Source organism: Mucilaginibacter sp. NFR10 (assembly GCF_900100445.1).
GTDB classification, from domain to species: Bacteria; Bacteroidota; Bacteroidia; order Sphingobacteriales; family Sphingobacteriaceae; genus Mucilaginibacter; species Mucilaginibacter rubeus.
The window spans coordinates 135,864-161,633 of sequence record NZ_FMTV01000002.1; the positions used below are offsets into that span (position 1 = coordinate 135,864).

General features: G+C 41.0%; 27 protein-coding genes. 8 read left to right on the forward strand and 19 right to left on the reverse strand.

The features are described 5' to 3' along the window. Positions 1 to 43: 43 nt before the first annotated feature. The 5 genes from BLP33_RS08400 to tgt form a co-directional block, all read right to left on the reverse strand. A complete protein-coding gene (locus tag BLP33_RS08400) occupies positions 44 to 931 on the reverse strand; it encodes an NAD(P)-dependent oxidoreductase (protein WP_090526500.1) in 888 nt (295 codons plus the stop codon). 3 nt (positions 932 to 934) lie between these two features. Next, a complete protein-coding gene (locus BLP33_RS08405) occupies positions 935 to 1,213 on the reverse strand; it encodes a lipopolysaccharide assembly protein LapA domain-containing protein (RefSeq protein WP_175489973.1) in 279 nt (92 codons plus the stop codon). 1,009 nt (positions 1,214 to 2,222) lie between these two features. Further along, entirely contained in the window at positions 2,223 to 3,125 is a 903-nt protein-coding gene (locus BLP33_RS08410) for a DMT family transporter (protein WP_090526505.1), read from the reverse strand. Beyond that, positions 3,125 to 4,228 (reverse strand): LptF/LptG family permease, encoded by a 1,104-nt coding sequence (locus tag BLP33_RS08415; RefSeq protein WP_090526507.1) that lies wholly within the window; start codon positions 4,226 to 4,228, stop codon positions 3,125 to 3,127. The genes BLP33_RS08410 and BLP33_RS08415 overlap by 1 nt, the downstream gene beginning before the upstream one ends. Positions 4,229 to 4,293: 65 nt before the next feature. Next, entirely contained in the window at positions 4,294 to 5,424 is a 1,131-nt protein-coding gene (gene tgt, locus BLP33_RS08420) for a tRNA guanosine(34) transglycosylase Tgt (RefSeq protein ID WP_090526509.1), read from the reverse strand. Between the two features lie 224 nt (positions 5,425 to 5,648). Between tgt and BLP33_RS08425 the strand changes: the two genes are divergently transcribed. The 3 genes from BLP33_RS08425 to rsmG are packed head-to-tail and all read left to right on the forward strand — an operon-like array spanning position 5,649 to position 7,982. Further along, the gene (locus tag BLP33_RS08425; protein WP_254780085.1) at positions 5,649 to 6,770 is read left to right on the forward strand and encodes a glycosyltransferase; all 1,122 of its coding nucleotides are present in this window, start codon (positions 5,649 to 5,651) and stop codon (positions 6,768 to 6,770) included. Further along, entirely contained in the window at positions 6,761 to 7,366 is a 606-nt protein-coding gene (locus BLP33_RS08430) for an RNA polymerase sigma factor (protein ID WP_090526513.1), read from the forward strand. Before BLP33_RS08425 ends, BLP33_RS08430 begins: the two co-directional genes overlap by 10 nt. Beyond that, positions 7,356 to 7,982 carry a 16S rRNA (guanine(527)-N(7))-methyltransferase RsmG gene (rsmG, locus tag BLP33_RS08435; RefSeq protein WP_090526515.1) on the forward strand — a complete coding sequence of 209 codons (627 nt, stop codon included), beginning with the start codon at positions 7,356 to 7,358 and terminating at the stop codon, positions 7,980 to 7,982. Before BLP33_RS08430 ends, rsmG begins: the two co-directional genes overlap by 11 nt. A gap of 121 nt (positions 7,983 to 8,103) precedes the next feature. Here rsmG and BLP33_RS08440 read toward each other — a convergent pair whose 3' ends face one another. From BLP33_RS08440 to BLP33_RS08450, 3 genes are all read right to left on the reverse strand, one after another. Further along, positions 8,104 to 8,346: a hypothetical protein gene (locus BLP33_RS08440; RefSeq protein WP_091162272.1), complete on the reverse strand. Its 243-nt coding sequence runs from the start codon at positions 8,344 to 8,346 to the stop codon at positions 8,104 to 8,106. Between the two features lie 288 nt (positions 8,347 to 8,634). Further along, entirely contained in the window at positions 8,635 to 10,386 is a 1,752-nt protein-coding gene (locus BLP33_RS08445) for a M56 family metallopeptidase (protein WP_090526519.1), read from the reverse strand. After that, a complete protein-coding gene (locus BLP33_RS08450; RefSeq protein WP_090526521.1) occupies positions 10,383 to 10,760 on the reverse strand; it encodes a BlaI/MecI/CopY family transcriptional regulator in 378 nt (125 codons plus the stop codon). The genes BLP33_RS08445 and BLP33_RS08450 overlap by 4 nt, the downstream gene beginning before the upstream one ends. Positions 10,761 to 11,008: 248 nt before the next feature. On the opposite strand from BLP33_RS08450, the gene dprA reads away from it, so the two are divergent. Then, positions 11,009 to 12,106, forward strand: coding sequence for a DNA-processing protein DprA (gene dprA / locus BLP33_RS08455; RefSeq protein ID WP_090526523.1), 1,098 nt, complete (start codon positions 11,009 to 11,011; stop codon positions 12,104 to 12,106). A 91-nt stretch (positions 12,107 to 12,197) separates the two neighbouring features. On the opposite strand, the gene BLP33_RS08460 is transcribed toward dprA, so the two are convergent. The 7 genes from BLP33_RS08460 to BLP33_RS08490 all read right to left on the reverse strand — a co-directional run bounded on the left by BLP33_RS08460 (position 12,198) and on the right by BLP33_RS08490 (position 18,545). Next, positions 12,198 to 12,674, reverse strand: coding sequence for a SixA phosphatase family protein (locus BLP33_RS08460; protein ID WP_090526524.1), 477 nt, complete (start codon positions 12,672 to 12,674; stop codon positions 12,198 to 12,200). Between the two features lie 164 nt (positions 12,675 to 12,838). After that, entirely contained in the window at positions 12,839 to 13,468 is a 630-nt protein-coding gene (locus tag BLP33_RS08465) for a porin family protein (protein WP_090526526.1), read from the reverse strand. 131 nt (positions 13,469 to 13,599) lie between these two features. Then, positions 13,600 to 14,565, reverse strand: coding sequence for a glycosyltransferase family 9 protein (locus tag BLP33_RS08470; RefSeq protein WP_090526529.1), 966 nt, complete (start codon positions 14,563 to 14,565; stop codon positions 13,600 to 13,602). A 13-nt stretch (positions 14,566 to 14,578) separates the two neighbouring features. Continuing rightward, on the reverse strand, positions 14,579 to 15,082 hold the full coding sequence (gene rfaE2 / locus BLP33_RS08475; protein WP_090526531.1) for a D-glycero-beta-D-manno-heptose 1-phosphate adenylyltransferase: 504 nt from the start codon (positions 15,080 to 15,082) through the stop codon (positions 14,579 to 14,581). 81 nt (positions 15,083 to 15,163) lie between these two features. Beyond that, entirely contained in the window at positions 15,164 to 15,730 is a 567-nt protein-coding gene (gene gmhA / locus BLP33_RS08480; protein ID WP_090526533.1) for a D-sedoheptulose 7-phosphate isomerase, read from the reverse strand. Positions 15,731 to 15,803: 73 nt separating this feature from the next. Further along, positions 15,804 to 16,793, reverse strand: a complete 990-nt coding sequence (gene rfaE1, locus BLP33_RS08485; protein WP_090526535.1) for a D-glycero-beta-D-manno-heptose-7-phosphate kinase — start codon at positions 16,791 to 16,793, stop codon at positions 15,804 to 15,806. Between the two features lie 78 nt (positions 16,794 to 16,871). Then, on the reverse strand, positions 16,872 to 18,545 hold the full coding sequence (locus BLP33_RS08490) for a DNA polymerase/3'-5' exonuclease PolX (RefSeq protein WP_090527593.1): 1,674 nt from the start codon (positions 18,543 to 18,545) through the stop codon (positions 16,872 to 16,874). A 186-nt stretch (positions 18,546 to 18,731) separates the two neighbouring features. On the opposite strand from BLP33_RS08490, the gene BLP33_RS08495 reads away from it, so the two are divergent. Together BLP33_RS08495 and BLP33_RS08500 are read left to right on the forward strand one after the other, a co-directional pair. Further along, on the forward strand, positions 18,732 to 19,433 hold the full coding sequence (locus BLP33_RS08495; RefSeq protein ID WP_254780086.1) for an ankyrin repeat domain-containing protein: 702 nt from the start codon (positions 18,732 to 18,734) through the stop codon (positions 19,431 to 19,433). Positions 19,434 to 19,514: 81 nt separating this feature from the next. After that, the gene (locus BLP33_RS08500; protein WP_090526537.1) at positions 19,515 to 19,766 is read left to right on the forward strand and encodes a YjaG family protein; all 252 of its coding nucleotides are present in this window, start codon (positions 19,515 to 19,517) and stop codon (positions 19,764 to 19,766) included. A 214-nt stretch (positions 19,767 to 19,980) separates the two neighbouring features. On the opposite strand, the gene sppA is transcribed toward BLP33_RS08500, so the two are convergent. Next, positions 19,981 to 21,771: a signal peptide peptidase SppA gene (gene sppA / locus BLP33_RS08505; protein WP_090526539.1), complete on the reverse strand. Its 1,791-nt coding sequence runs from the start codon at positions 21,769 to 21,771 to the stop codon at positions 19,981 to 19,983. An 87-nt stretch (positions 21,772 to 21,858) separates the two neighbouring features. On the opposite strand from sppA, the gene folK reads away from it, so the two are divergent. Both folK and BLP33_RS08515 read left to right on the forward strand, forming a co-directional pair. Further along, entirely contained in the window at positions 21,859 to 22,347 is a 489-nt protein-coding gene (gene folK, locus BLP33_RS08510; protein ID WP_090526542.1) for a 2-amino-4-hydroxy-6-hydroxymethyldihydropteridine diphosphokinase, read from the forward strand. A 16-nt stretch (positions 22,348 to 22,363) separates the two neighbouring features. Next, positions 22,364 to 22,741, forward strand: coding sequence for an Hpt domain-containing protein (locus BLP33_RS08515; protein WP_090526544.1), 378 nt, complete (start codon positions 22,364 to 22,366; stop codon positions 22,739 to 22,741). Positions 22,742 to 22,921: 180 nt separating this feature from the next. On the opposite strand, the gene purS is transcribed toward BLP33_RS08515, so the two are convergent. The 3 genes from purS to rho all read right to left on the reverse strand — a co-directional run bounded on the left by purS (position 22,922) and on the right by rho (position 25,604). Further along, positions 22,922 to 23,176, reverse strand: a complete 255-nt coding sequence (purS, locus tag BLP33_RS08520) for a phosphoribosylformylglycinamidine synthase subunit PurS (RefSeq protein WP_090526546.1) — start codon at positions 23,174 to 23,176, stop codon at positions 22,922 to 22,924. Next, positions 23,157 to 23,879 (reverse strand): CDP-diacylglycerol--serine O-phosphatidyltransferase, encoded by a 723-nt coding sequence (gene pssA / locus BLP33_RS08525; protein WP_090526549.1) that lies wholly within the window; start codon positions 23,877 to 23,879, stop codon positions 23,157 to 23,159. Before pssA ends, purS begins: the two co-directional genes overlap by 20 nt. Before the next feature lie 90 nt (positions 23,880 to 23,969). Continuing rightward, positions 23,970 to 25,604 (reverse strand): transcription termination factor Rho, encoded by a 1,635-nt coding sequence (gene rho, locus BLP33_RS08530; protein WP_090526551.1) that lies wholly within the window; start codon positions 25,602 to 25,604, stop codon positions 23,970 to 23,972. Positions 25,605 to 25,770: the final 166 nt, after the last annotated feature.

Below are 25,770 nucleotides of genomic sequence, written 5' to 3' on the forward strand. Positions count from 1 at the left end.
ATCCTACTTACAAATTCCGAAATCAAACATCCGAAATCCGAAATCAAATGCCCGCGTCTTCACTCACGCCGCGCCCTATCCCTTCCACCCAATCGTGCTCGCCCCAGCCTTTGGCAATAGCGGTTAGTAAACGGCTGTGTACGGCGTTTGCAATAGGCATGGGCATCTCGCTTGTCTGCGATAATTTAAATGCGAGGCGCGCATCTTTATAACCCAATTTTGATTTGAAGCCTACTGGTTGATATTGCTTGTCGGCAAGGGCTTTGCCGTAGCTCTGGAAAATTGGAGCGTTGAAAAGCGTCGAGCTGAAAAAGTCGGCTACCTGCATTCTGCTTAGTCCGTTTTTTTCGGCAAGGGTGAATGCCTCGGCCATCATTTCCATGGATGCCATGATCATAAAATTGCCTGCTATTTTAACCACATTTGCGCCTCCCGCCGAGGGGCCAAAATCAATCACTTCCTGGCCGAGTAAATCAAGTATAGGACGGGCGTCAATTTTAGTTTGTTCATCACCCGAAACGCAGATCCATAGTTTACGTGCAGCCGCTGCTTCGGGCCTTCCGAATACAGGAGAAGCGAGGTAGCGATTTCCTGCCTGTTCATGTAACCTGGCCAATTCTTCAGAAGTTCCAGGTGAAATAGTACTCATGGATATGTGTACAGCATTTGGCTGTAGCGTTTTTAAAATTCCGCCGTCGCCTACAGCCGATTCTCGCAGCACCTCGTCATCTGATACCATGGTGATCAAAAATGGCACATTTGCCGCGGCTTCGGCAGGACTCTGGCATTTGGTTACACTGTCGGTGCCAAGCTCGTCTACCTTTGAAAGTGTGCGGTTGTAAACCTGCAAATGGTACCCTGAGTCAATGAGGTTTTTGGCCATGCTGATACCCATGTTGCCAAGGCCTATAAATCCAATCTTTGTTTTCATATTTTAGCTGATGTATTCCCTGTCTTCGTCACTTAGTGTATCGGTGTCGTCTTTTTTGTGCATGGCGTCATGATAGCCTTCAATATCGAACTTTTGTTTTTTAGGCCATGCCACGATCAAGCCCAATATAAAACCTGTTACCGCAACTACCAGCATCATCATTAGTTTGGATACCCTGAAAGTGGCGAACAAAAATTTGAAGTAAACCTCGTCGGTGTTTTGCATCAGTACGATGGTAAGCAAAACAGCGATAATTACAATGACTATTGTTTTAATGCTCATTATGGATGTGGTTTTAGAGTTAATACAATATCCGCTTTTTAAATGTTTAATAAAAATTGATCTCATGTAAATCGAGGTCATGGAATTTGATCGCGAAATAGTGCGGAGATGTGTCTGCATTTTTAGGTTCATATTTTATTGGCTGTGTCCACCTCCGGTAGCTCTTCAATTTAAGTCGCCCAGATCTTGCCCGGTTGATAATTGCCCTTTCAAAAAAATGAGGTGACAATAACCGCAGTGAAATTTTGCCCGTATTTTTCAAAGGCTAAAATCAGAACTTTTAATACCCCTGGAATTTGATATTGCGAGGATTTCTTTCGCCCAAAATTTCTTTGCGAGAATCCTGCGAGAGTGAAAAAAAATCCGTTCGAAAACTGATTTTGTATACAAGCAGGAGAGATGCCGCGATTTTTTTTTATTCCTGAATCATTACTTCACTACACTTTCTGACGTGGGCTTTGTTCGTGCCGAATTAGAAAGTTTTACGCTAAATAAGATGTATTAATTATTTGATTTATAAATTTATATGATGATTTTTTTCTTGTTGTTTTTTAAATGCTAATTTTTTTAGTTTTTTGTAATTTTATTTGCATTGCTTTTGTTTGATTATTTGTTTATATGAATTATATAAATATCTGATTTTTAAATTTATATTTTTATAATATAAATAGTTAGTTCAAATTTATTAATCGATGTAAAATGACTTAAATTGAAATTGTATAGTTTGCCGATCCAATTTTTATATTGGAACTTAATACACTAAGTTAAAATTGGATTTTGCCGCTGTTTTGCGCTGAGATGTTAGTTGAGCCCGGAATGCCTTGAAAAATTTAAATCGCTCTGAGGGGCTAAAAATAGCCAAAGCGGACGCTGATATTTCGCTCCTATTTTGGAGTTGAGGATGTGAAAACTAAGGCTGATTGGAGTTGTTGAATCGCTGTTTAATAACAGGCAGAAGTACGGCCGTTACAAGTATCTGTATGAGGCAAGCAAATGAGGAAGCTAAGAATTAGGACAAGCTTTTATGCCGTGAAATTTGCTTTCGGGCTACGGGGTATAAAAAAATTGTAGACAAAATAAGGATGGCCCCGCCCCAAAATCCAAGCGTCATTTTATTAAGATCACCAAAAAAAATAAACGACATTATGATGCCGTACACCGGTTCAAGATTGGTGATAAGCGCCACCCTGAACGCCGAAAGCTCGCGCATTACGGATACACCGGCAACGTAGGCCAGCGATGTACACACGGTGCCAAGTAGTACCAGGTAACCAATGTCCGCTGGCTTTAACAACATGGCCCGGGTATAGCCGGAGGTTATAAAAAGGTAAATCGAGATCCATACAAAAGCGCCGGATAGCTCATAAAATGCAATGACCGGCGCTTGTAATTTTTGTACCTGGCGAGAGTTAATGATGGAAAAAAAGCTGGCGCAAACGGCGCTTACAAGTCCGGCTACAATACCCTTAGTGTATCTTGTTTCAAATTTGAAAATTAAAACGATGCCTGAAATAATTAAAATCCCGGCTAAAATTTCCAATTTTGAAATGCTTTTTTTATTGATGATCGGCTCAAATATTGCCGTGAAAAGTGTGATGGATGACAGGCAAACCAAGGTGACAGCGACGGTAGAAAGTTTGATGGCGGCGAAGAAAAGGATCCAGTGTCCGCCGACAATTGCTCCCGTACACACCAGTTTTACCAGGGTTTTTCTGTCGACTTTAAAATCGGTTTTATTGAATTTAAAATACAAAAACAGCGAAACAAAGGCAATAAGTACTCTGTACCACACCAATTGTACGGCCGAAATGGTGATCAGGGCGCCTAAAATTCCGGTAAATCCCCACACAAAAACAGTAAAATGGAGTATTATAAGGTTCTTATTTAGGGCCAAGGGGGTGTTTTGCGCCATTATTTGGGTGCTTTTAAAAGTAGGTAATAGCCCAAAATGCCAAAAACGATGTTAGGAATGAATACAGCTGCCAGAGGCGACATGCCCCCTTTTACCGAAAATACAAGCGCAAACCGTTCTAATATAATATAAGCGAAGCATAATAAAATACCTATCCCCAGGGGTAATCCAACGCCTCCGCGTACCTTTCTCGAAGATATGGAAACACCGATTAAAGTAAGTACGAAGGCTGATAAAGGGTACACAAAACGGTGATATTTTTCAAAATAAATGGCCTTTAAATATTCCGGGCGGCGCAGTTTTTCCTTGTCAATATTCTTGTTCAGGTCGCTTAAAGACATGGCCTGGTATACGTTATCATATACAATAAAATCGCTCGGGTGCATATCCAAAACAGTGTCTTTTGGCGTGTTACTTGTAATGAATTGTTCTTTCATTCCGTTTACATATTTAACACTGTATTGTTTAAGCGACCAGATCCGTTTTAAAGAATCGTATTGAATTTGTTCGGCAATCAGTTTTTCACGCAACGTATCACCATTAAATTTCTCCATTATAAAATTGTAACCGAAGTGAGTTGTGGGATCGTAATTGGCAAGATAAACAAAAGTATGTTTGTCAATTTGCATGTGTACCTCCACCTTAGTCGGGTCATTGTCCATCATGCCATTGGCATTTTCAAAGTCGATTTTCAGCCGGTTTGTGAAAGGAATAAGGTATACATTTGCAAAAAAAGACACCACAAATATGATTGATGAAGCGATTACATAAGGTCTTAAAAATCGATTAAAACTTGCCCGGCCGCTCAATATCGGAACAATTTCTGTTTGGTTTGCCATCTTGGCTGTAAAGAAAATCACCGCCAAGAAGTTGATCAGCGGCGATAACATATTCAAATAAAATGGAATAAAACCCGCGTAATATCTGAAGACGATATCGTGCAAACTGGCGTGTTTATTCAGGAAGTTATCAAGCTTTTCTGACACGTCAAACACTACAGATATCACCATGAAAATGCCCATAGTAAATATAAAAGTGCCAAGGTATTTGCCAATAATAAACCTGTCGATGATCTTTAAATATCTATGAAAAAAAGCTTTCATCTGTCGGTTGTTTGATTGTTAATTTCCATGTTTTTTCTGGAGATTTCTTGTGATTTTATGAGTTGTTATAAACGCTGTCCAAGGCGCTTTACCATCATGTTTTTCCAATCGTAAAACTCACCCGCAATAATTTTTTTTCGCGCCTCTTTAACCAGCCATAGATAAAAATGGAGGTTGTGCAAGGTGGCGATCTGAGCGCCTAACATTTCGCCAGAGTGGATCAAATGACGTAAATAGGCTTTGCTGTAATCCCTGTCGGCAAACAGATCGCTGTCATCTTCAATGGCCGAAAAGTCGTTTTTCCATTTCTCATTTTTGATGTTGATGATGCCATTTTTGGTGAAAAGCATGCCATTGCGCGCGTTCCTGGTTGGCATAACGCAATCAAACATGTCAATACCCAGAGCTATGTTTTCCAAAATGTTTACAGGCGTACCTACACCCATTAAGTAACGCGGTTTTTGCTGCGGTAATATATTGCATACAATTTCGGTCATGGCATACATTTCCTCGGCCGGTTCACCGACCGAAAGGCCGCCTATGGCATTACCTTCACGCTCATATGAGGCTATTACTTCGGCAGATCGTACGCGCAGATCTTTATATACCGAACCTTGTACAATTGGGAAAAGTGTTTGACTGTAGCCATATTTTGGCCCAGTGCTGTCAAATCTGTCGCAGCAGCGTTTCAGCCAGCGGTGGGTCATTTCTATCGATCGTTTTGCGTAGTTGTAATCGCAGGGATAGGGGGTACACTCATCAAACGCCATGATAATATCGGCGCCGATTATGCGCTGAATGTCCATTACATTTTCGGGAGTAAACAAATGTTTTGATCCGTCAATATGCGAGCGGAACGTAACCCCTTCCTCTTTTATTTTGCGTACTTCGGTTAATGAATATACCTGGTAGCCGCCGCTATCGGTCAAGATGGGGCCGTCCCATCCATTAAATTTATGTAGTCCTCCGGCGCTTTCAAGTGTGTTTAAACCAGGACGCAGATATAGATGATAGGTGTTGCCCAATATAATTTGCGCCGAAATATCCTGTTTAAGCTCGTGCTGGTGCACCGCCTTTACAGTGCCGGCAGTGCCTACGGGCATAAAAATAGGGGTTTGTATGGTACCGTGGTCGGTAGTGATCTCGCCGGCGCGGGCCTTTGAAAGCGGGTCTTGTGCTGTTAAGTTAAATTTCATTTTAGGGTTGCAAAATTAGCAAAAAAAACCCTCATGCCCGTCCTTTCCAAAACGGCGGCAGGATAAAAGCTATTTATAAACGTGCTGAATATTAAAACCATGTTAATTAAAGTACTTTTATTTTAAGGGGGATTAAATAAGAGTACATTAAACTTCAAATTAACGCTGATATTGAGCCTTAATTTCATTGATTTTTAACAAATTTGCCTCATTATTTTTTTTGTTTGGAAACGTACTTACACGACGCGCTTTTTATTCTTTTTCAGCTTTGTTTTATAGTTCAGCTATATTACCTGGTAAGCAGGCATACCCGCCTTGCAGGCCATAAACCCGCCGAAGGGCCGCCGCCCAGAGTCTTAATCCCCATTTCTGTTATTATCAGCGCCCGCAACGAAACCCGTAACTTAGAGGAAAATCTCCCATCGATACTGGAACAAAACTATCCTGATTTTGAGGTGGTTGTTATCAATGATTGCTCTTTTGATACTTCCGACGAGGTGCTTGAAACTATGCAAAAAAAATACGCCCACCTGAAAGTTGTTACCATTACCGAGCATGACCGCTTTAAAACAGGTAAAAAGTTTGCCCTTACCTTAGGCATCAAGGCATCAAAAAATGAACACCTTTTATTTACCGATGCTGATTGTAAGCCAGCTTCCGAAAACTGGATAAGCCGTATGGCTGCCAATTTTACAAGCGGTGTGCAAATAGTTTTGGGGTACTCTCCTTATTATAAAAAAGGTGGTTTTATTAATGCTTTTACCCGCTTTGAAACCATAAAAACAGCAACTAATTACCTGTCGGGCGCGTTAACCGGCGACCCCTATATGGGTATTGGACGCAACCTTGCCTATACAAAAACGTTATTTTTTAGTGCAAAAGGTTTTGCTTCGCACATGCACGTAATATCAGGCGATGATGACCTGTTTGTTAACCAGCATGCCACTCCTGATAACACAGTAGTTGAATTGAGTCCCGAATCATTTATGTTTACAGAGGCTAAAACCACTTTTAAATCATGGTTTAAACAAAAAAAGCGACACATGGGGGTGGGGAAACTGTATAAAAACCAGCACAGGCGTATGCTTAGTTTTGATGCAGTTAGCGGCTTTATATTCTATATTTTATTGATATTATTCCTTATTTTAAGGTATGAACCGTTACTGGCATTAGGTTTGTACGTTTTTAGGTTGATATTACAAATGGCCATTTATAATCGTATATTTAAAAAACTTAATGGCAAAGACCTTTGGTGGTATCTCCCCTTTTTTGACCTATTATATTATACATATTTAAATGTTTTTGGATTGATCGGTACCTTTTTAAAAACTACTCAATGGAAATAAACGCCAACTTTACCGAGAACGCAAAGAATGATTTTCACCTGGTAGTGAAGGCCAGGCAGGGAGATCAAAAAGCCTATGCCGATTTGATGCACCGTTATAAAGACTCGATTTATTTCATGGTGCTTAAGATGGTAAACAACAAAGAAGATGCAATGGATTTAACGGTTGAAACCTTTGCCAAAGCATTTGAAAAACTTGAAAAATACCAGCCTGATTTTGCTTTTAGCACCTGGCTTTTCAGGGTAGCAACTAACAATTGCATTGATTTTATCCGCAAAAAGAAACTAAGTACCATGTCAATTCATGGCATGATGGACGATGAAGGGGATGAAAAACCGCTGCAAATTAAGGCGGATAGCCTTAACCCCGAAGAAACATCTATCAAAAAGCAACAAACTCAGGAGCTAAGATCATTAATTGAAAGCCTCCCCACGCGTTATAGGAACTTGATTACCTTACGCTATTTTGATGAGCTTTCGTACGAAGAAATAGCCCAGCAACTCGATCTCCCGTTAGGGACGGTAAAGGCGCAATTATTTAGGGCAAGGTACCTGCTTGGCAATATTATTAACCGTTTTAACAGGGATGACATCTGAAATAATTCTACAATATTTTCCTGATTTAAGTGCCGAACAGCGTGAGCAATTTGAAAAATTGCCAGCTTTATATGAACACTGGAACAGCCAGATCAACGTAATTTCCCGCAAAGATATTGATCTTTTATTTGAACGTCACGTGCTCCACTCGCTTGGGATTGCCAAAGTAATGGCTTTTTTACCGGGCGAAAATGTGCTTGATGTGGGTACCGGTGGGGGCTTTCCTGGTATTCCCCTGGCTATTTTATTCCCCGAAACACAATTTCATTTGGTTGATTCTATAGGCAAAAAAATCAAGGTTGTTACGGAAGTAGCTGCAGCCTTAGGCCTCAGAAACGTGAAAGCATCACACCTGCGGGCCGAACAAATTGCGGATAAATTTGACTTTGTAGTATCACGCGCTGTTACCCAATTAAAGGATTTTTATCCATGGGTAAAAGGTAAATTCAACAAGCATTCGAATAACAAATTACCCAACGGTATCCTGTATTTAAAGGGCGGCGATTTGGAGCAGGAGATCAAAGAATCGGGCTTAAAAGTTACCCAATATCATCTGAAACATTACTTTAAAGAGGAGTTTTTCGAAACAAAACAGGTGATATACGTGAAGGGATAATCTATTTGTAATCCACCTTTCTGATTATAAATATGCACATAAAGACGCTACTGCGTTAAAGTAAATCACTTTACGCCCTCGCGTCTTTGCGAGAAATCATTTATAAAATGCGGTTTAACTTCTATATCAAATGATCATGATGCTGGTTGTCGGTGCGTGATGCTGCCCAAAAAACAAACCCCAGGAAAAATAAAGCACCGCCGGCAAAAACAGGCAGTTTAAATGTCCATCCGCCATTTAAGCCGGTAGTGATAATTGAACTGCCAGAGCTATCTACCGCATTGATGGTATGCTTATAAAAAAAATTACCTGCAATAAGCATCACAATGCCTACTATTGCTAAAATGATCCCAAACTTTTTCATATTATGAGGTTTAAAAATGAACAAAATCAGGTTAACGGTAAGGTCCAGGAAGTATAATTGGTACTTATTAAACAAAGCGTATTTTAATGTGTTTGCTTTGTTTTAGATATATTTTAAAAGAAGTTGTCCCGATGGGATATATCTAAGTTACAAACTTTTGAATACTAAAAGAAATTATTTAACGATTTGTAAAACTGGGTTAAGGAGAGAGCAGGGATTTACGCAGAAAATTGCCGGGACGGTTTTAGGCCGGTCGGCAATTATAAAAGCTTGTTTAAAGCTTTATTTTTATTTGTTTTCTTTTGCGGGGTAGCCTACCACAATAACTTCGCGAAGGGTAGTTGAAGCTTTTGTAGAAGCCATTGCCTGATCATATTGTTTTGAAGGAACCGGGGTGTAATAGTTTTCGTTGTCACTTAATAAAGCCATAGACACAGGTAAATTATAATGCCCTGATTTTATACTGAGGTCACCGTCAAAATTGTTCACAACCCTTAATATTTCATTATCTATATCCTGATCAACGCCTTCGACAAGGGCCACTTCACTTATTTTACCATTAATAATATTAAAATTTAACGTCACTTTTCCCGAAATGTGGTTTTCACGTGCTTTTGACGGATAGCGTGTGTGTTTAGCAATGTACATATATAGGGTTTGAAATGGATCTGCAGGTGGCGGGGGCGGCGGGACACGTTCTGCAACAGCTGGTGTGGGAGCCTTCGGGGTAACAGGTGCCCCTTCTATCACTTTAGGTGCTTTCTTTATCTTTTCCGGATTTGCAGGCGGTGGCGGAGGTGGCAGCTTTACATCAATAACCTTAGGTTTTTTGCTGTTTGCGGGTGGAGCAGGCGGAGGTGGTGGAAGCTTTGGATAAATTAACATTTTAGGAAATGTATAGCCGTATTTAGTTTTCAGTGTAGCCAGTTCTTCCGGGGTAGCTTTGCTTTTATAGTATTCTTTTTGCTCTCCGTTCTTTTCGGTAATAATTACCCTGAAATCGATTTTTTTATTAACAAGGTAACCGGTTTCTTCGTATTTAAAACCTTTGGCAGTAACATCTGCTTTTTTTATTCGGACGGGGTCTACTTTTACAGTGTCGGCAGGGGCGGTATGCGTACCGGCCAGCTTTTTATTAGCAATTTCCGGTTGGGGCATCAGATCGAAAAAACCGTAAGTTTTACTGAATACCAGGGTTGATGCACAAAGCAGGCCGGCGCATATGGGTACGGCCACGAGGTATTTTAGCCTGGCTAATTTCCCCGAACGTTTTTGGTTTAACATAATTATCCTCTTTTTTAATAAGTTATAATTGAAAAATGAATGCGCCAGGGGCGAGCCGTTTAACCCATAAGCATTGCTTACCAAAAACGACGAATAGCTGAGGGCATCACTTTCCTGCGCGGCAGTTTGCTCGTCGGCTATATATTCATGGATGGTTTTCAGGCTGATTTGCAATAAATAAACCAGCGGATTAAACCAATTGATAATCTTGATCAACTCCAGAAAAACAATATCAACCGAGTGTTTTTGACGAATGTGAACCAGCTCGTGCCTGATAATGATATTATTAGCTTGGGTTTTTGTGCCAATAAAAAGGTAGTTAAAGAAGGAAAAGGCGGTGTTTGATCCCTCTATATTGATGAGTTTATACTTATCATTAACCAGAGTTTTGGTGGCCTTTGTTAGTTTGACCAATTGATAAAGCCTGATAAAGAGTACTGTGGTAAGTACTATTGTACCAAGTATATAGGCGTAAACCAAAATATCGTTAAAGGTTAACGTTGGCTGCACGGTAAGCTTTTGCACGGTGGTTTGGTAAGCCGTTTGCGGAATGATAACGATTGTTTTTGTTGCAGTTTCAACCGGTTTTAGCCAGCCAATTTGTACAACGGGTAATACAAATGAAATCACACAGCTCAATAACAGGTATATACGGTTTAAGGTATAGTGTGTTTCTTTATTTAAAAACAAGCAGTACCCTGCATAAAATACGCATAGGTACAAGTTTGCTTCAAGCAAATAATATAGCCAGTTCATTGTTGTTTGCTTTTAAGTTTATCAATTAATGATGTTAGCTCGTCCAGTTCTTTTACGCTGATGTTCTTTTCATCCACAATAAAGGATACCAAACTTTGATATGAGTTGCTGAAATAGTTTTTCATCATCTTATCAAATGTGAATTTTTTGTACTCCGCATCGCTGATGAGCGGAAAGTAAACATGCGAGTTACCATAGGCCTTATGGTCGATAAAGCCTTTGCCCTCCAATACCCTTACCACAGTCGACACCGTATTATAAGCCGGTTTAGGTTCCGGCATTTCTTCAATAATATCTTTAACAATGGCTTCCTTCAGTTGCCAAAGGATCTGCATTACCTGCTCTTCGGCTTTGGTTAGTTCTTTGATATGCATAGCAAACTATTTTTATAGTTAGATAAAGGTAAAACTATTTTTATAGTTTGCAAACTATTTTTGTAGTTTTTAAATAGGTGTGCAAATTAAGGCTGTGCAGATGTGCAAATTAAGTAACGAAAGGCATATGTTTTAAAGCTGAATATGATATCCAGACTTTATTTATTGCATTGCAAATAACAGGTCCTGCTTGCAAATCGCCCGAATATTTATAATTTGCAGGGCTCTAATATGCATGTCTAAACCCAATGTCATTACTCCATAAAGTAGCTTTATCTTTTGTTAAAAACCTTGGGCCCGTAGCGGCTAAGTCACTGATCGCATATCTTGGCAGCGTGGAAGAAGTGTTTAACTCATCGCCCGAAAAGATGACCAGGATCCCGGGAATAGGTGAGAAGCGCGCTGTAAAATGGGATTTTGACGATGCTTTGAGGCAAGCCGAAAAGGAGCTGAAGTTTTTAGAAGGTCACGATATCGATGTTATATTTTATACAGATGCCCGTTACCCAAAGCGCTTAAAAAATTGCCACGATTCGCCGGTGCTGCTTTATGCAAAGGGCAAAATGGATCTTAACCCGCCCCACATTATCAGTATAGTGGGCACCCGTAACGCTACCGATTATGGCAGGCAATTATGCCGCCAGTTAGTTGAAGAATTACAGCAATATAATGTATTAATAGTAAGTGGTTTGGCGCATGGCATTGATGTAGCGGCACATAAAGAATGTGTAAAGCTAAACGTGCCAACCATCGGTGTACTGGGCCATGGGCTCGACAGGCTTTATCCGGCTCAAAATAGGGGTACCGCCGATAAAATGCTCGAAAACGGCGGTTTACTATCCGAATATCCTTCGGGCACTAATCCCGACAGGGAAAACTTTCCGCAGCGAAACCGGATAGTTGCCGGCATTGCCGATGCAACTGTGGTAATTGAAGCCAGTATAAAAGGAGGTGCGCTCATCACGGCCGAAATTGCCAATTCCTACAACCGGGATGTTTTTGCTTTTCCGGGCAGATTGGGTGATGAATTTTCTGAAGGATGTAACTTCCTGATCCGCAATAATAAAGCGAGCCTGCTAACCTGCCCTGCTGATCTGGCTTTTAGTTTAGGTTGGGAAAAGAATGATATAAGTAAACCTGTTGAGCAATTTATGCTGCCGTTTGATCTATCGGACGATGAACGGCTGATCATGGATATATTACGGCAAAACAATACGCCCGTTGCTATTGATGATTTAACCCTGCGGGCTAATATGCCTATGAGCCAACTGGCCATGAACCTCCTTAATATGGAAATGCAAGGGTATATCAGCTCGCTGCCGGGAAAAACTTATAGAGTGAATTGAGTGTTATAAGTCTGGAGTCTTAAGTCGCCAGTTCAAAGTCTTGAAAAAATATGATTTTAGAAGACTATAGATATAGACTTAGAACTTAAGACTATCCCTTCGGCGAATCAAAATGCGTCAGTGTTCCGTCTTCTTCGCTGATGGATTGCCATGTATCGTTTTCAAAGGTAATGATGGCCACGGCACAGGTCGGCATCTCTTTTAGCTGGCTGGTGAGGTAATATAGTATTTGGCTTATACCCGGGTTATGGCCAACTATGCCTATATAATCATATTCATCGGGCAGGCTATTAACTACTTTAACCCAGGTGTTTTCGCTGGCTTCGTAAATTCTTTTGTCTTCCCCCGGAGCCGGTAATTTAAACTGGTTAGCAAAAATTTCGGCAGTAGTTTTGGTACGCAGTGCAGGGCTGGTTATTATAATTTGAGGTATTTGTAACTGTCCTTTTAAAAGGGTGGCCATTAAAACCGCATCCTGCATACCCGATTGTTTTAAAGGCCGGTCAAAATCAACATAACCGCTTTCATGGGTAGCTTTTGCGTGGCGTATTAATAATAACTTTTTCATGATTTTGAACGGTTGACTGATCGGTTTGTAATGTTACGGTTTTGTGATTATAACGTGAGACATTTATAATAAGTTTCCAATAATACTAAATAAATAAGGAGAAGCTGTTGCTTCTCCTTATAATAAAAGACAGACAAAGTCTACTTCAATTTTTCACCAGGTTATTAAAACGCATAACCGACTGAAATTCCGAAAACGCGGTTTTTAAGTTTGCCGGTATCGTCGTTTGTAATGTTCGACAAGCCCAAGTCGTAGTTAGCATTGATTAGGAAACCGGTTTTAAATTTGAATCCCACAATAGCATTTGCTCCAAATTCCGTCCGTTTAACTTCATTTTCTCCGCTACCGAATTTCACGTCTTCAGATTGTTCATCTCCGTTTACCTTGATTTTTTCTTTGCCGGAAATACCCATACTTAAGAAAGGGCCGGCGCCAAAATAAAAATCGCCTACAACAGCAGGAACGTGGTAAACGACGTTTACAGGTACTTGGAGATAATACAATTTAAATTGTGCAGAACCTTCAAAATCTTCGTCATTTGATCCACTAAAACTTCCACCTTTGCCAGTGAAGTTAAGGGCCGGCTGTAACGAAACGTTTCCGAATTTGAAATCAACAAAAGCACCTACATTAAATGTTGTTAAAGTACCTGAGTTAATAGACAGGTTGCTGCCGTTTGAAGTTGCGTGTAACGTTGCGAAGTTTACACCTCCTTTAAAACCAACAGTAGGTAATTGTGCAAATGCTGCAAAGGATGCCATTAAAAGGCACAGGCTTAGTAATGTTTTTTTCATCGTGTAAGGGATTTAAGTTAATACACAAAAGTATACAAATACACTAACATTAAAAGGTATCTGATGTTTTTTGGTGAAATATTAACAATTGTGGATTTGTAAGTATAACTTAGGCAAGGTCACACCCGCAATTAAAGATTGGAGAAGTCTACAATATCAGCTTCTGGCATATCGTTCATACATTTAAAGTGTCCGAGCGGGCATTTTTCAAGTCCGAATTTGGAGCAGGGACGGCAGGATAGTTCAATACCGGCAATCAGTGTTTCTTTTACTTTATAAGGCCAAACCCCCAGCAAATCGGGTGTGGTGCCACCCCAAACCGAGGCTATAGGCACATTAAACGCTTCGGCAATATGTGTGAGACCTGTATCAAAACCAATTACATTTTTTGCGCGCGATACCAGAAAAACCGATTCATCAAGAGAAGTTACTCCGCATGCATTGTAAACAGATTCACCAACTGCCGTAGCTATTTCATCGCCATTTGCTTTTACATCATTACCGCCCAATAACAAAACAGGTAAATTAAGCTGCCTGCAAATGCTGATGATCTTGTAATTAGGCATCCGCTTCGTAAAATGTGTTGCACCTATTACAAAAGCAACATAGCCATGCTGATGACTAACCGGTAGTAATTTAGTTATATCGTGTTGGGCTTTGATATAATAATCGATAGGCTTATCGTCATTAACCACACCTAAAAACTTAACAGCTTTTAAATACCTGTCAACCAAATGCTCTTTACTTACCAGGTTGCGTTTCAACTTTAAACTTAGCCACTTTAAAATTGGCTGTTTTTTATAAGTTGATGCTTTGATACCGGTACGCAGCTTGATGATGCTTGTGCGGAGATTATTATGCAGATCGATGATGTGATCATACTTTTCGGCCTTAATTTCGTTGATGGTATCTGCCAAAGACGGTTTTAATAACAGCAGCTTATCAAGGTAAGGGTTATTATCATAAATATATTTAAAGGCCGGTTTAGTTAAAAAATGGACTTCGGCATTGGCGACCTGCCTTTTGAGGCAACGTACAACAGGGGTGGTATAAATTATATCACCCATTGAACTAAAGCGGATCACCAATATTTTCATGTTGTTATTACGTTCAGGAAATCTGGCTCCTGATTTTTTCGATTATAGAAGTGGATGAATATCCTTCAACAAAATTAATGGTTTTAACCTCGCCTCCGTTTGCAATCACTTCTTTGGCGCCTACGATGTTTTCAACCGCATAATCGGCTCCCTTTACCAGTATGTCGGGCAGAAGGAAGCTGATCAAATTAAGAGGGGTATCTTCTTCAAAAACAACGATGGCATCCACAAAAAACAATGCCGCCAACAGTGCTGCACGGCTGTTTTGATCATTTACCGGGCGGGTTGGGCCTTTGATGCGCCTAACCGAACTATCGGCATTAAGGCCAATCACCAGCTTGTCGCCAAGTTCGGCCGCTTTGGCCAGGTAGGTGAGATGGCCTATGTGCAGCAGGTCAAAAACACCATTGGTGAACACCACCTTTTTGCCTTCAGCTTGCCAGTTTTTGATCTGTGCCTGTAGCGACGGCTGATCTGTTATTTTATCAAGAAGGGTTTTTTCGAAGCCGGTCCTCATTTGTTTTTCCTGTAAACACACATCACATGTGTCTTTGTATATTATCAGAAAGACGCGTGTGATGCGTCTCTACGGTACTGTTTAATCAAAAAGGTCATCAACGGCGGTACACAGGATATGCCCGATAAGGATATGCATTTCCTGGATACGCGCGGTAATGTTTGACGGCACGATGATGTTAAGATCGCAAAGACCATTCATTTTACCGCCATCTCGGCCCGAAAGGCCTAAGGTTTTAACTTCCAGTTTTTTAGCAGACTCAAATGCCGCCAGGATCCCCGGACTGTTTCCGCTCGTCGAAATGCCGATGAACAAGTCGCCCGGTTTGGCAAATGCCTCCAACTGGCGTGAAAATACATGTTCGTAGCCGTAATCATTGGCAATAGATGTAAGCGCCGAAGTATCAACTGTTAATGCAATGCCCGGCAAGGGTTTACGATCTTTTACATAACGCCCGGTAAGCTCTGCTGCAATATGCTGAGCATCAGCAGCACTACCGCCGTTGCCAGCCAGTAATACTTTATTGCCTTTTTTTATGGTTGAGGTAATCATATCACAGGCTATCTCGATATCGCCGCCAAGCGTATCAATTACCCTTTGCAGCGTATCCTGGTGATCTTTAAGTTCGTTTAATATTTTTTCGTTCATTCGTTCACTGGTTCATTAGTTCATTGGTTGGTTAGGGCAAGCACATTCAAACCATTGGCCTTTAACCTCTGCCTTACCTTTCGCTTTTTAAAATATCCTCAACAATCTCATCTACCGTAGTTGTTGCGCTGCCCACGTGGCGAATTACTATAGCAGCCGCGTGGTTGGCCAGTTCGCATGAATCCTCAATGCTTAAGCCTCCCGCCATAAAGTATGCCATGGTGGCCAGTACAGTATCGCCGGCACCTGTTACATCAAACACTTCGGTTGCCTTTACCGGTAAACTTTGATAGCCCTCTTCGCTTAATATTACCATGCCTTCTTCGGATAAGGTAACTACTATATATTGAGTCCCGGTTTGTTCAAAAATTACCTTACCGGCCTGTTGCAGGCTTTCTATCGAGTTGATCTTATCGGTTTTAGCAGCTTCAGACAATTCCTTGCGATTAGGCTTAATGATAAAAGCGCCTTTGTATTTTTCGTAATTAAGCCCTTTGGGGTCGATGATTACTTTTTTGCCTTTAGCATTTGCTGCTTTTATAATGCCCTGGGTTAGGAACGGCGAAAACAGGCCTTTGTTATAATCAGATAAAAGTACCATATCTGCGTTGTCAATATAACCGCTTAGCTTACTAATAAGCTCGTTGGCGATAGGCTCCGATACTTCGTCGGTAACTTCACGGTCAACACGTACCAGTTGGTGGCTGCCAACAACAACGCGGGTTTTTACTGTGGTAGGGCGGTTGCTATCTTTAATAATAGTGTCAGTTTCAACCCCTTCGTCGGTCAGGATTTTGATCAATTCTCCGGCAGCCTGGTCATTTCCAATTATGCCGGCAACAATAACTTTTGCACCTAATGATACCAGGTTTTGAACCACATTACCGGCACCACCTAATGTAGTGGTTTCGTTTTTAACGTTTACAATAGGCACAGGCGCCTCGGGCGAAAGGCGGGTAGCATTGCCCCATATATAATGGTCAACCATCAGGTCGCCAATAACAAGTATTGCCGGTTTGCGAACCGTAGCCTGTATAGCGTGTACTTTATCTTTTAGGTTCATTTAATTTAGTCATTGTTTCATTGATTCATTAGGTCATTGTTTATCGCGTAAAAAACACTAACCTCTGATCTCTAATCACTAACCTCTCTTTGCAGCAAACGCCTTCGTAATTTCAGCCACGGACATAGCATTCATACACATTTCTTTATACAAACCGCCTTTACGTGCGGCAAGAATACCGTAATGCATATCTGTGAAGCCTTCAATACGGTGGGCATCGGGGTTTATAGATAACATAACGCCTTTATCCAAAGCATATTGGTGCCAGCGCCAGTCGAGATCGAGCCTTAACGGGTTGGCATTGATTTCAATAACTACGTTATTCGCTGCGCAGGCATCTATCACTTTTTTATAGTTGATAGGATATCCGCTACGACTTAGTAAAAGTCTGCCTGTTGGGTGTCCCAATATAGTTGTATAAGGATTTTCGATTGCGGTGATCAGTCTTGACGTAGCCTTTTCCTCGTCCATTTTGAGGATTGAATGAACTGAGGCTACAATGAAATCAAACTTTTGCAGGATCTCGTCAGGATAATCAAGCGAACCATCATACAAAATATCCGATTCAATACCTTTAAAAATATGGAAACCGTCGAGTTTTTTATTCAGGGCATCTATTTCTTCATGTTGCTGCAATACCCGTTCAATGCTTAAGCCCTTGGCATAAAAGGCGCTTTTACTATGATCACACATGCCCAGGTATTCCAGTTTCAGGGTATCCCGGCAGTATAAGGCCATTTCTTCAATGCTGTTTACACCATCGCTCCATGTGCTGTGGTTATGGAGCGTGCCTTTCAAATCGTGCCAGTTAATGAGCGTTGGCAGTATGTTCTTTTCGGCCTTTTCAATAAACAGGGTACCTTCACGCAATTCGGGCTGCATCCAGCTTAAACCGGCTTTGGTGTAGATCATTTCTTCTGTTTCTGGCTGTTCAACAGGAACATTAATCCTGTCGAAAACGGCTTGTACATGATCATCAGTACCTGTATTGATAAATAGTTCTTTGTAATAATCAGCCTTATCTACACAAACAATATCAACGAGCAAGCCATTTTGCAGCTCGCCCTGAATATGGTTTTGATTTTTACTTACATTGCAAAGTATGGTTGAATTTACCAGCGCTTCGTAGGCAACATCATGGTTAAGGCTACCTACTACGATCACAATTTCGGTGATGATCTCATTCAAACGCCTGAATTCGCCGGCGAAATGCTTTAGCGCATCAGGGAAAATGGCTTTTACCTCATCCATCAGTTCGTTGGCTTCCTTTTCAACCTGGGCAAAAAGAAATTTGCCATTGCTCGCCATCCTGAACTCAATAGCCTTACGGATCTCTTCCTGCGTTTTAAGACCGAAGCCCTTTGCCTCTATCAGGCGGTTTTCATTGCAGGCATAAAAAAGCTCACCGGTATTTTCAATGCCCAGCTCTTTCCAGATGACAGCTACCTTTTTGGGGCCGATGCCTTTAATACCCATCATTTCAACCACACCGGCAGGGGTTTTATCCAACATATCCTGCAGCTCGGTCATGGTGCCGGTTTCAAGCAACTCAGCAACTTTGCCGGCTATGCTTTTACCTATGCCATCAATCTTCTCCAGTTCGTCCAGTTTTTTACCGGCGATAGGGAAGGGGAGCTTATCAACTTTAAAAGCTGCGTTGGCTACCGATTTGATCTTGAACGGATTAACCTCATGGAGTTCCATGAGTTGTGAGAGTAAACGAAGTGTACGGGCTATGGGTTTATTTTCCATAATTACAATGAGGCCGTAAAAATACAAAAAGCCATTGTAATGACAGCTTATGCGGTGGGTTTGTTTTTGAGCAGGGCTATTTTCTCGCGAAAAGCAAGCCATAATACAGTTTGAGAATACCTGGCTGGCGTCTTTTAAATTATTGAATGAGTAATCATTGGATTCTTTAACTTTAATAAAAAGATCATGCCCGATTATAACGACATCCTTTACGCCGCCGAAACTCATGCTGTTGATGAGATCAAAGCGTATTTTAATAAAGGCGGCAGCCCGAACGAAGTTCATGATGGCATGCCTGTTTTTACCATGATGGTTGAAATGTATGCCCGCGGCCCCCGGTTTAAAGACTGTGTGCAAGCTTTTATTGATGCCGGACTTGATTATGAATACAAGGCGTTACTGGCGGTTTTTGCCCACGATGAGGAGATGTTAAAACAGGCTTTGACGATAGATCCATCTGCTGTTAACAAAACCTATTCTTTATATAATAATACCTATACTCCTTTAACGGGTGGAACACTCATGCATTTTTGCGCCGAATATAATAGCCTTGCCTGCGCCAAAATACTTTTACAGCATGGGGCTGATGTAAATGCCAAAGCAGCTTATGATGATCATGGTTTCGGCGGACATACACCTATTTTTCATACGGTTAATCAAAACGGGAATAGTTCTGTTGATATGCTTCACTTTCTGTTGCAAAACGGTACCGATCTGTTCTATACAGTTAAAGGGTTGATCTGGGGCCGGGGATATGAATGGGAAACGTTTATTCCATCTGTAAACCCAATAAGTTATGCCATGATGGGGGCACTACCACAATTTCACCGCAAGGAGCAAACTATTATGGAGGTAGTTAGCCTGCTTATAAAACATGCCTGGGATTGATTACGTGCCAGGGAATGTTCCAAATGCTTATTTGAAGAGAGGATAGTAATAGAATAACTAAAATGCTTTAAATTGGCGCTAATGGACGATTATATAAAAGTGGTGCGAGAAAGAGTTTCCGATTTTTCATTACGGCAAGCCGTGCTGTTCGGAGCTTTAAATTGTGAAAAGATGCTTCGGGGCTATAAGATATTTACAGAGTTAGAGGCTTGGGGAGATTATGATTTCTTTTTATCATTAACAGAATACATCTATTCCGACATTTTAGAAATGACGGTAAAGCTTATTATGAACTATCGAAAAAAGAACTTGAACGGAATTTTCCAGATTTAGATAACTTCCAGACTGCGGCAGCTTCTTACGCATTTGATACGTGTGTGGCTTTTGAAGAACTTTGAAATTAATGACAAATTGATAAAATCAATTAGAAGCTTTAATCAGAACCTTGATGACTTGATAGATTACTCATATTTATACTAATTCCCAATAAAAAAAGCCACCCAACTGGGCAGCTTTTCACAATCAAAATTAATGTATTAATGAAATATTATTTGATCACCAAATCGTAAGGAAGGCGGGCTTGCGGGGTGCGCATCATTTGGGTGATCCCTTTTATTTGCTGATAAACACGGTAATTTTCGCCAAGCTCGTTTTTCACCATGTGGGTTTGTACTTCGGCGCTTAAACCGCTGCCCACCTTGTTGAAAAAGCTTTTTTGCTCAGGGTAACTTACAATATTATAGGTTTTGATCTTAGCTTTTTTGGCAGCTGAAGAGATAGCGTCGTTGATATTCCCCAAACGGTCAACCAGGCCAATTTTGAGGGCCTGCTCACCGGTCCAAACACGGCCCTGGCCAATGCTGTTAATGTAAGCCTGTGTTTTGCCGCGGCCTTCGGCCACTGCTTTGGTAAATTCATCATAACCACGGTTTACGCTGTTTTGTAATACCAGGCGTTCGTCGGGGCTAAGCGGACGGCTAATATCGCCCAAATCTGCATACTTCCCGGTTTTTACACCATCAAAGGTGACACCCAGTTTATCGTTAAACAGTTTTTGCATGTTGGGCAATACAGCAAAAATGCCGATAGAACCGGTAATAGTATTAGGCTGGGCAATGATCGAATCGGCCGCACATGAAATGTAATAACCGCCCGATGCAGCATAATCACCCATAGAAACAATGATCGGCTTTTTTTCGTGGATGAGTTTCACCTCGCGCCAGATCACGTCAGATGCCAGTGAGCTGCCGCCCGGCGAATTTACACGCAATACCACAGCTTTAACTTTATCATCCAAACGGGCTTTGCGTAATGCTTTCGAAATAGTTTCTGAACCGATACTGTTATCGTCGCCATCGCCACCGGTAATATCGCCCGATGCATAGACAAGGGCAATACGGTTTTTAGATGATGAATCATCCTCCTTATCGTCCGAATCATCACTTTTGCTTTTGGCGTAGTCCCTAAGATCAACGCTTTTTAAATCGTCTTTTAAATCGGTACCGGTGCGCCTTTTCAAATCGTTAAGGATCTCATCTTTATATTTTAAGCCGTCAACCAGCTTCAATTTATAGGCATCTTCAGGAAATTGAATGCACATATTATCGGCATAGCTGAATAATGAATCCCTGTTAAGGCCCCGGCTTTTGCTGATGCCGGTTAAAAAATGATTGTACAGTGAACCAAGATATGAAGTTACCTGTAGTTTATTGGCATCGCTCATCTTGGTAAGGAACAATGGTTCAACAGCGCTTTTAAAGGTACCAACTTTAATGATCTGTGCCTCAATACCTAATTTGTCCAGTGCACCTTTCAGAAAAGTGGTTTGAGAGCTGAAGCCATGAAACTCAAAAATGCCTTTTGGGTTAATATAAACTTTATCGGCTACTGATGCCAGATAGTAAAAACCCTGTGTATATACTTCGGCGTAGGCTACAATAAATTTGCCTGATTTTTTAAAGTCGATAAGTGCGTTGCGGATCTCTTCGGTAGTGGCCTGGCCGGCGGTCATATAACTCTCATCAAGGTATATGCCTTTAATATTATCGTCGGTTTTTGCTTTTTTAATATCAGCCAGGATATCATTTAAGCCGATTGATTTATCTTCATTCAAACCCAAAAAATCCAGACCGGCAAGAGGATTGTTTGGTGTACGCTCGGTGATCTGATTTTTTAGCGACATGTATAAAATAGAGTTTGGGCTAACATCTACAGTTTTATCACTGCCGGCGGATGCAATAAGGCCGATAACAAGAACCGCCCCTACAACACCTATTATTATACCCGAAATAATTACCCCTACAATAGTGGCCAGAACGAATTTGAAGAATTGTTTCATTAATGTTATAAATCTTTTTAACTATGCAAACTTAGTAATAAGGAGCCGTATAATGCTAAGAGCGGTTTCCATTATATTTGTTACAACATGATTGATGTTTTTTTATTGCTTGGGAGCAACCTTGGCACCCGCGAATTGTTTCTGCAGCAGGCAATTGAATCTGTTTCGGCCCGAATTGCTCCGGTTAAACTGATATCGTCGGTTTATGAAACCCAGTCGTGGGGTAAAACCGATGAACCCGACTATTTAAACCAGGTGCTGATGCTCCAAACTGAGCTTTCGGCGCAGGATGTATTGAAAAAAATATTGAGTATCGAATTACAAATGGGCCGTAAACGGGAGGTTAAATGGGGATCGCGCATTATTGATATTGATATTTTGTTTTATGGCGATGAAGTGATCCATGATTTCAACCTGGTGGTGCCCCATCCCGAATTGTATAAGCGCAGTTTTACGCTGATCCCCCTGGCCGAGATAGCGCCTAACCTTGTTCATCCTGTGTTCAAAAAAAATATTTTGCAGCTAAAGCAAGAACTAAAGGATAACTTAATCGTAAAAAAGCATATTTTTGAATAAACACAAAGCTTTTATAATGGCAGATATTTCACCAGAACAGGATCTTGATCTTTCTTTTTTATACGAGATCGCCGACGGTAGTGACGATTTTATTGTTGACTCGATTGGGATGTTCCTTGAGCAATCGCCCGATCTACTTAATACGATCAGCAACGCGTTAAATAACCAGGATTGGGCTTTAGCAGCCCAGGCAGCTCATAAATTAAAGCCTAACCTTGGTTTTTTTGGTATGCCCATAAGCCAGGCTACCATACAGGAAGTTGAGCTGGCCTGTAAAGCCGGCGGTCAAAACCCAACCGAAATATTTGAAAAATTTAACCAGGTAAACAGCATGGTGTCAGCAAACCTCATCACTTTAAAACAAATTAAGGCAGAGAAGGAAGCTAATTTATAGGTGAAAGGTGAAAGGTAAAAGGTGAAAGGTGAAAGTTTCGCCGGTTAGATATAAAAAGCAAAGGCAACAGGTTTCCCTTTTGCCTTTTGTATTTTATAAAGTTTTAGTTGTTTATGCAGATAAGAAACCTTTGGCCTTTTACCTTTCGCCTTTATCCTAAAAAAGCCTTTCGCCTTTAACCTAAACTTCTGATATTTTAAAAGTATAGCTTTCCATAATCAGGTTGGCCAGTAGGTTTTTGCAGGCCTGGTCAACTTTGGCGCTGGCAGCTTCGGCATTTTCGGCTTCTATTTCAAGCGTAATGTGTTTGCCAATGCGCACGTTGTGAATTTCGGCTAAGCCAAGGTTTTTCATGCTACCGGTTACTGCTTTTCCTTGTGGGTCAAGTATTTCTTTTTTTGGCATTACGTCGATTTCAGCCTGGAACTTTGTCATTTGTGAGTTTTGTTTGAATTAGAGATAAGGTGATATAAATAAATATAACCACCGGAACGGCCACAAATTTAAAAAATAGTATGAGTATTGCCGAAAACAAGAGCAGTAAATAACGGAAAATGTTTTTGTTAAAGTCGCGGTTCTTGAATTTAAGCGACATGAGCGGTATTTCGGATACGAGTAGCGTACACATTATTAAAACCAGAACTGTTAGAAAGTAAGGATTTAAAATGTAATGCGCCAAAGCATCGTACTGTTGTACTATTAAAGGCAGCGATGCTATAAGGATGGCGTTTGCCGGTGTTGGTAAACCGATAAAGCTATCTGATTGCCGCGTGTCGTTATTGAATTTTGCAAGCCTCAATGCCGAAAATACCGGTAAAAGGAATGCAACGAAGTTTAACAGGTGACTTATGCCGTTTAATTGCGGGGCCTGTAAAAATAGTTCGTACATGATCACCGACGGCAATACGCCAAAGCTTACCATATCGGCCAGCGAATCGAGGTCTTTGCCTATAAATGAATAAGAGTTTAAAACCCTTGATGCAAGGCCATCAAAAAAATCAAATATTGAGGAAAGAAAAATGGCATAAGCAGCCACTATGAGGTTACCCTGGAAAGCGAAAACTATACCTATACAACCGCTAAAAAGGTTGGCGCAGGTAATAGCATTTGGAAGGTGTTTTTTGACGCGTCTCTTCATTTCGCCATCGAAGTTATCAGGAATTTATTAAGTAATAATGAAGTTACAAATAATATTCTACTTACTTATAACTTCATTATCGCTAAAATATTACGAATTCATCGAAATCAGAAATTCTTCGTTAGTTTTTGTGCCCCTAATTTGAGCTTGTAAAAACTCCATTGATTCCTGCGAATTCATATCGGCAAGGTGGTTACGGAGAATCCAGATACGCTGAAGCGTGTCACGGTCAAGCAGTAAGTCGTCGCGGCGGGTACTTGAAGCAGTGATATCGATAGCCGGGAAGATGCGTTTATTTGATAATTTACGATCCAGTTGTAACTCCATGTTACCAGTACCTTTAAATTCTTCAAAAATAACCTCATCCATTTTTGAGCCGGTTTCGGTAAGCGCGGTAGCGATGATAGTTAATGAACCGCCATCCTCAATGTTGCGGGCGGCACCAAAAAATCGTTTAGGTTTGTGCAAAGCGTTAGCATCAACACCGCCTGATAATATCTTACCTGATGCGGGGGCAACAGTATTATAAGCGCGTGCCAAACGGGTGATAGAGTCAAGCAAAATCACTACGTCATGACCACACTCTACCATACGCTTTGATTTTTCAAGCACAATGTTAGCAATTTTTACGTGACGCTCGGCTGGCTCATCAAAGGTTGATGATACAACTTCGGCACGTACGCTACGGGCCATGTCGGTAACCTCTTCCGGACGTTCGTCTATCAGCAATATAATAAGATATACTTCGGGGTGGTTTTTGGCAATAGCATTGGCCACATCTTTTAATAACATGGTTTTACCTGTTTTTGGCTGTGCCACGATCAAACCACGCTGACCTTTACCAATAGGCGAAAACAAGTCCATGATGCGGGTTGAATAGTTGTTCGGATCGGTGAAGAGGCTCAGTTTTTCGGAAGGGAACAAAGGTGTTAAGTGATCAAAAGGAACACGGTCACGTACCTCGGCAGGGATGCGGCCGTTGATGGCCTCAACACGTACCAGCGGGAAGTATTTTTCACCTTCTTTCGGTGGGCGGATGCTGCCCCTAACAGTGTCACCTGTTTTAAGGCCGAATAGTTTTATCTGTGATTGTGATACGTAAATATCATCGGGAGAAGTAAGGTAGTTGTAATCAGATGAACGAAGGAAGCCATAACCATCAGGCATGATTTCCAAAACACCCTCATTTACAATTACATTATCAAAATCGAGATTGATTGGCGGTTCCTGTGCTTTTTGCTGGTTTTGGTTGTTGCTGTTAACCCTGCGCTCAAATTTTTGCGGGCGGGCTTCCGGAACAACTTCTTCTGTACGAGTAACTGTTTCACCGGCTTGCGGCGCTTCCGTTTCTGTGGTTACAGCAGGAATTTCAGTTTCCGGATCATCCTGTGATAGCTCATCATCCTGCGCATCAAAAAGATTGGTATCATCTAAAGGAACCTCTATACGCGGTTTTGATGAATCTTTGGTTTTTATAACACGAGTTCTTTTTCGGGGCTTTTCAATTGTTTCGGCAGGCGCTTCGCCTGGCGCGGGTGTAGGGGTATAGTTTGATTCAATTAGATCTTGTTGGGCCTTGGCGGCTTCAATAAGCTGTTGTTGTTCAATAATACGGGCAACAAGCTGAGCTTTACGTAGTTCGTCGGCCTCAGCAATACCTAAATTTCTGGCAATTTCGCGCAACTCAGAAACGAGTTTGTCGTTCAATTCAATTTTATCAGACATGATATGAATTATAGTTCAATGGGATTTTTTAATTGTAATTTGTTTTCAAACGGCAAAAATTTCTATGCAAGTGTTAAAGCTTGACCACATGTAAAAACATATGAGGCTATAATTGAAAGAAATTGATCTTGAAACCTTGTTTTAGTAAACATCCAACCCCATACAA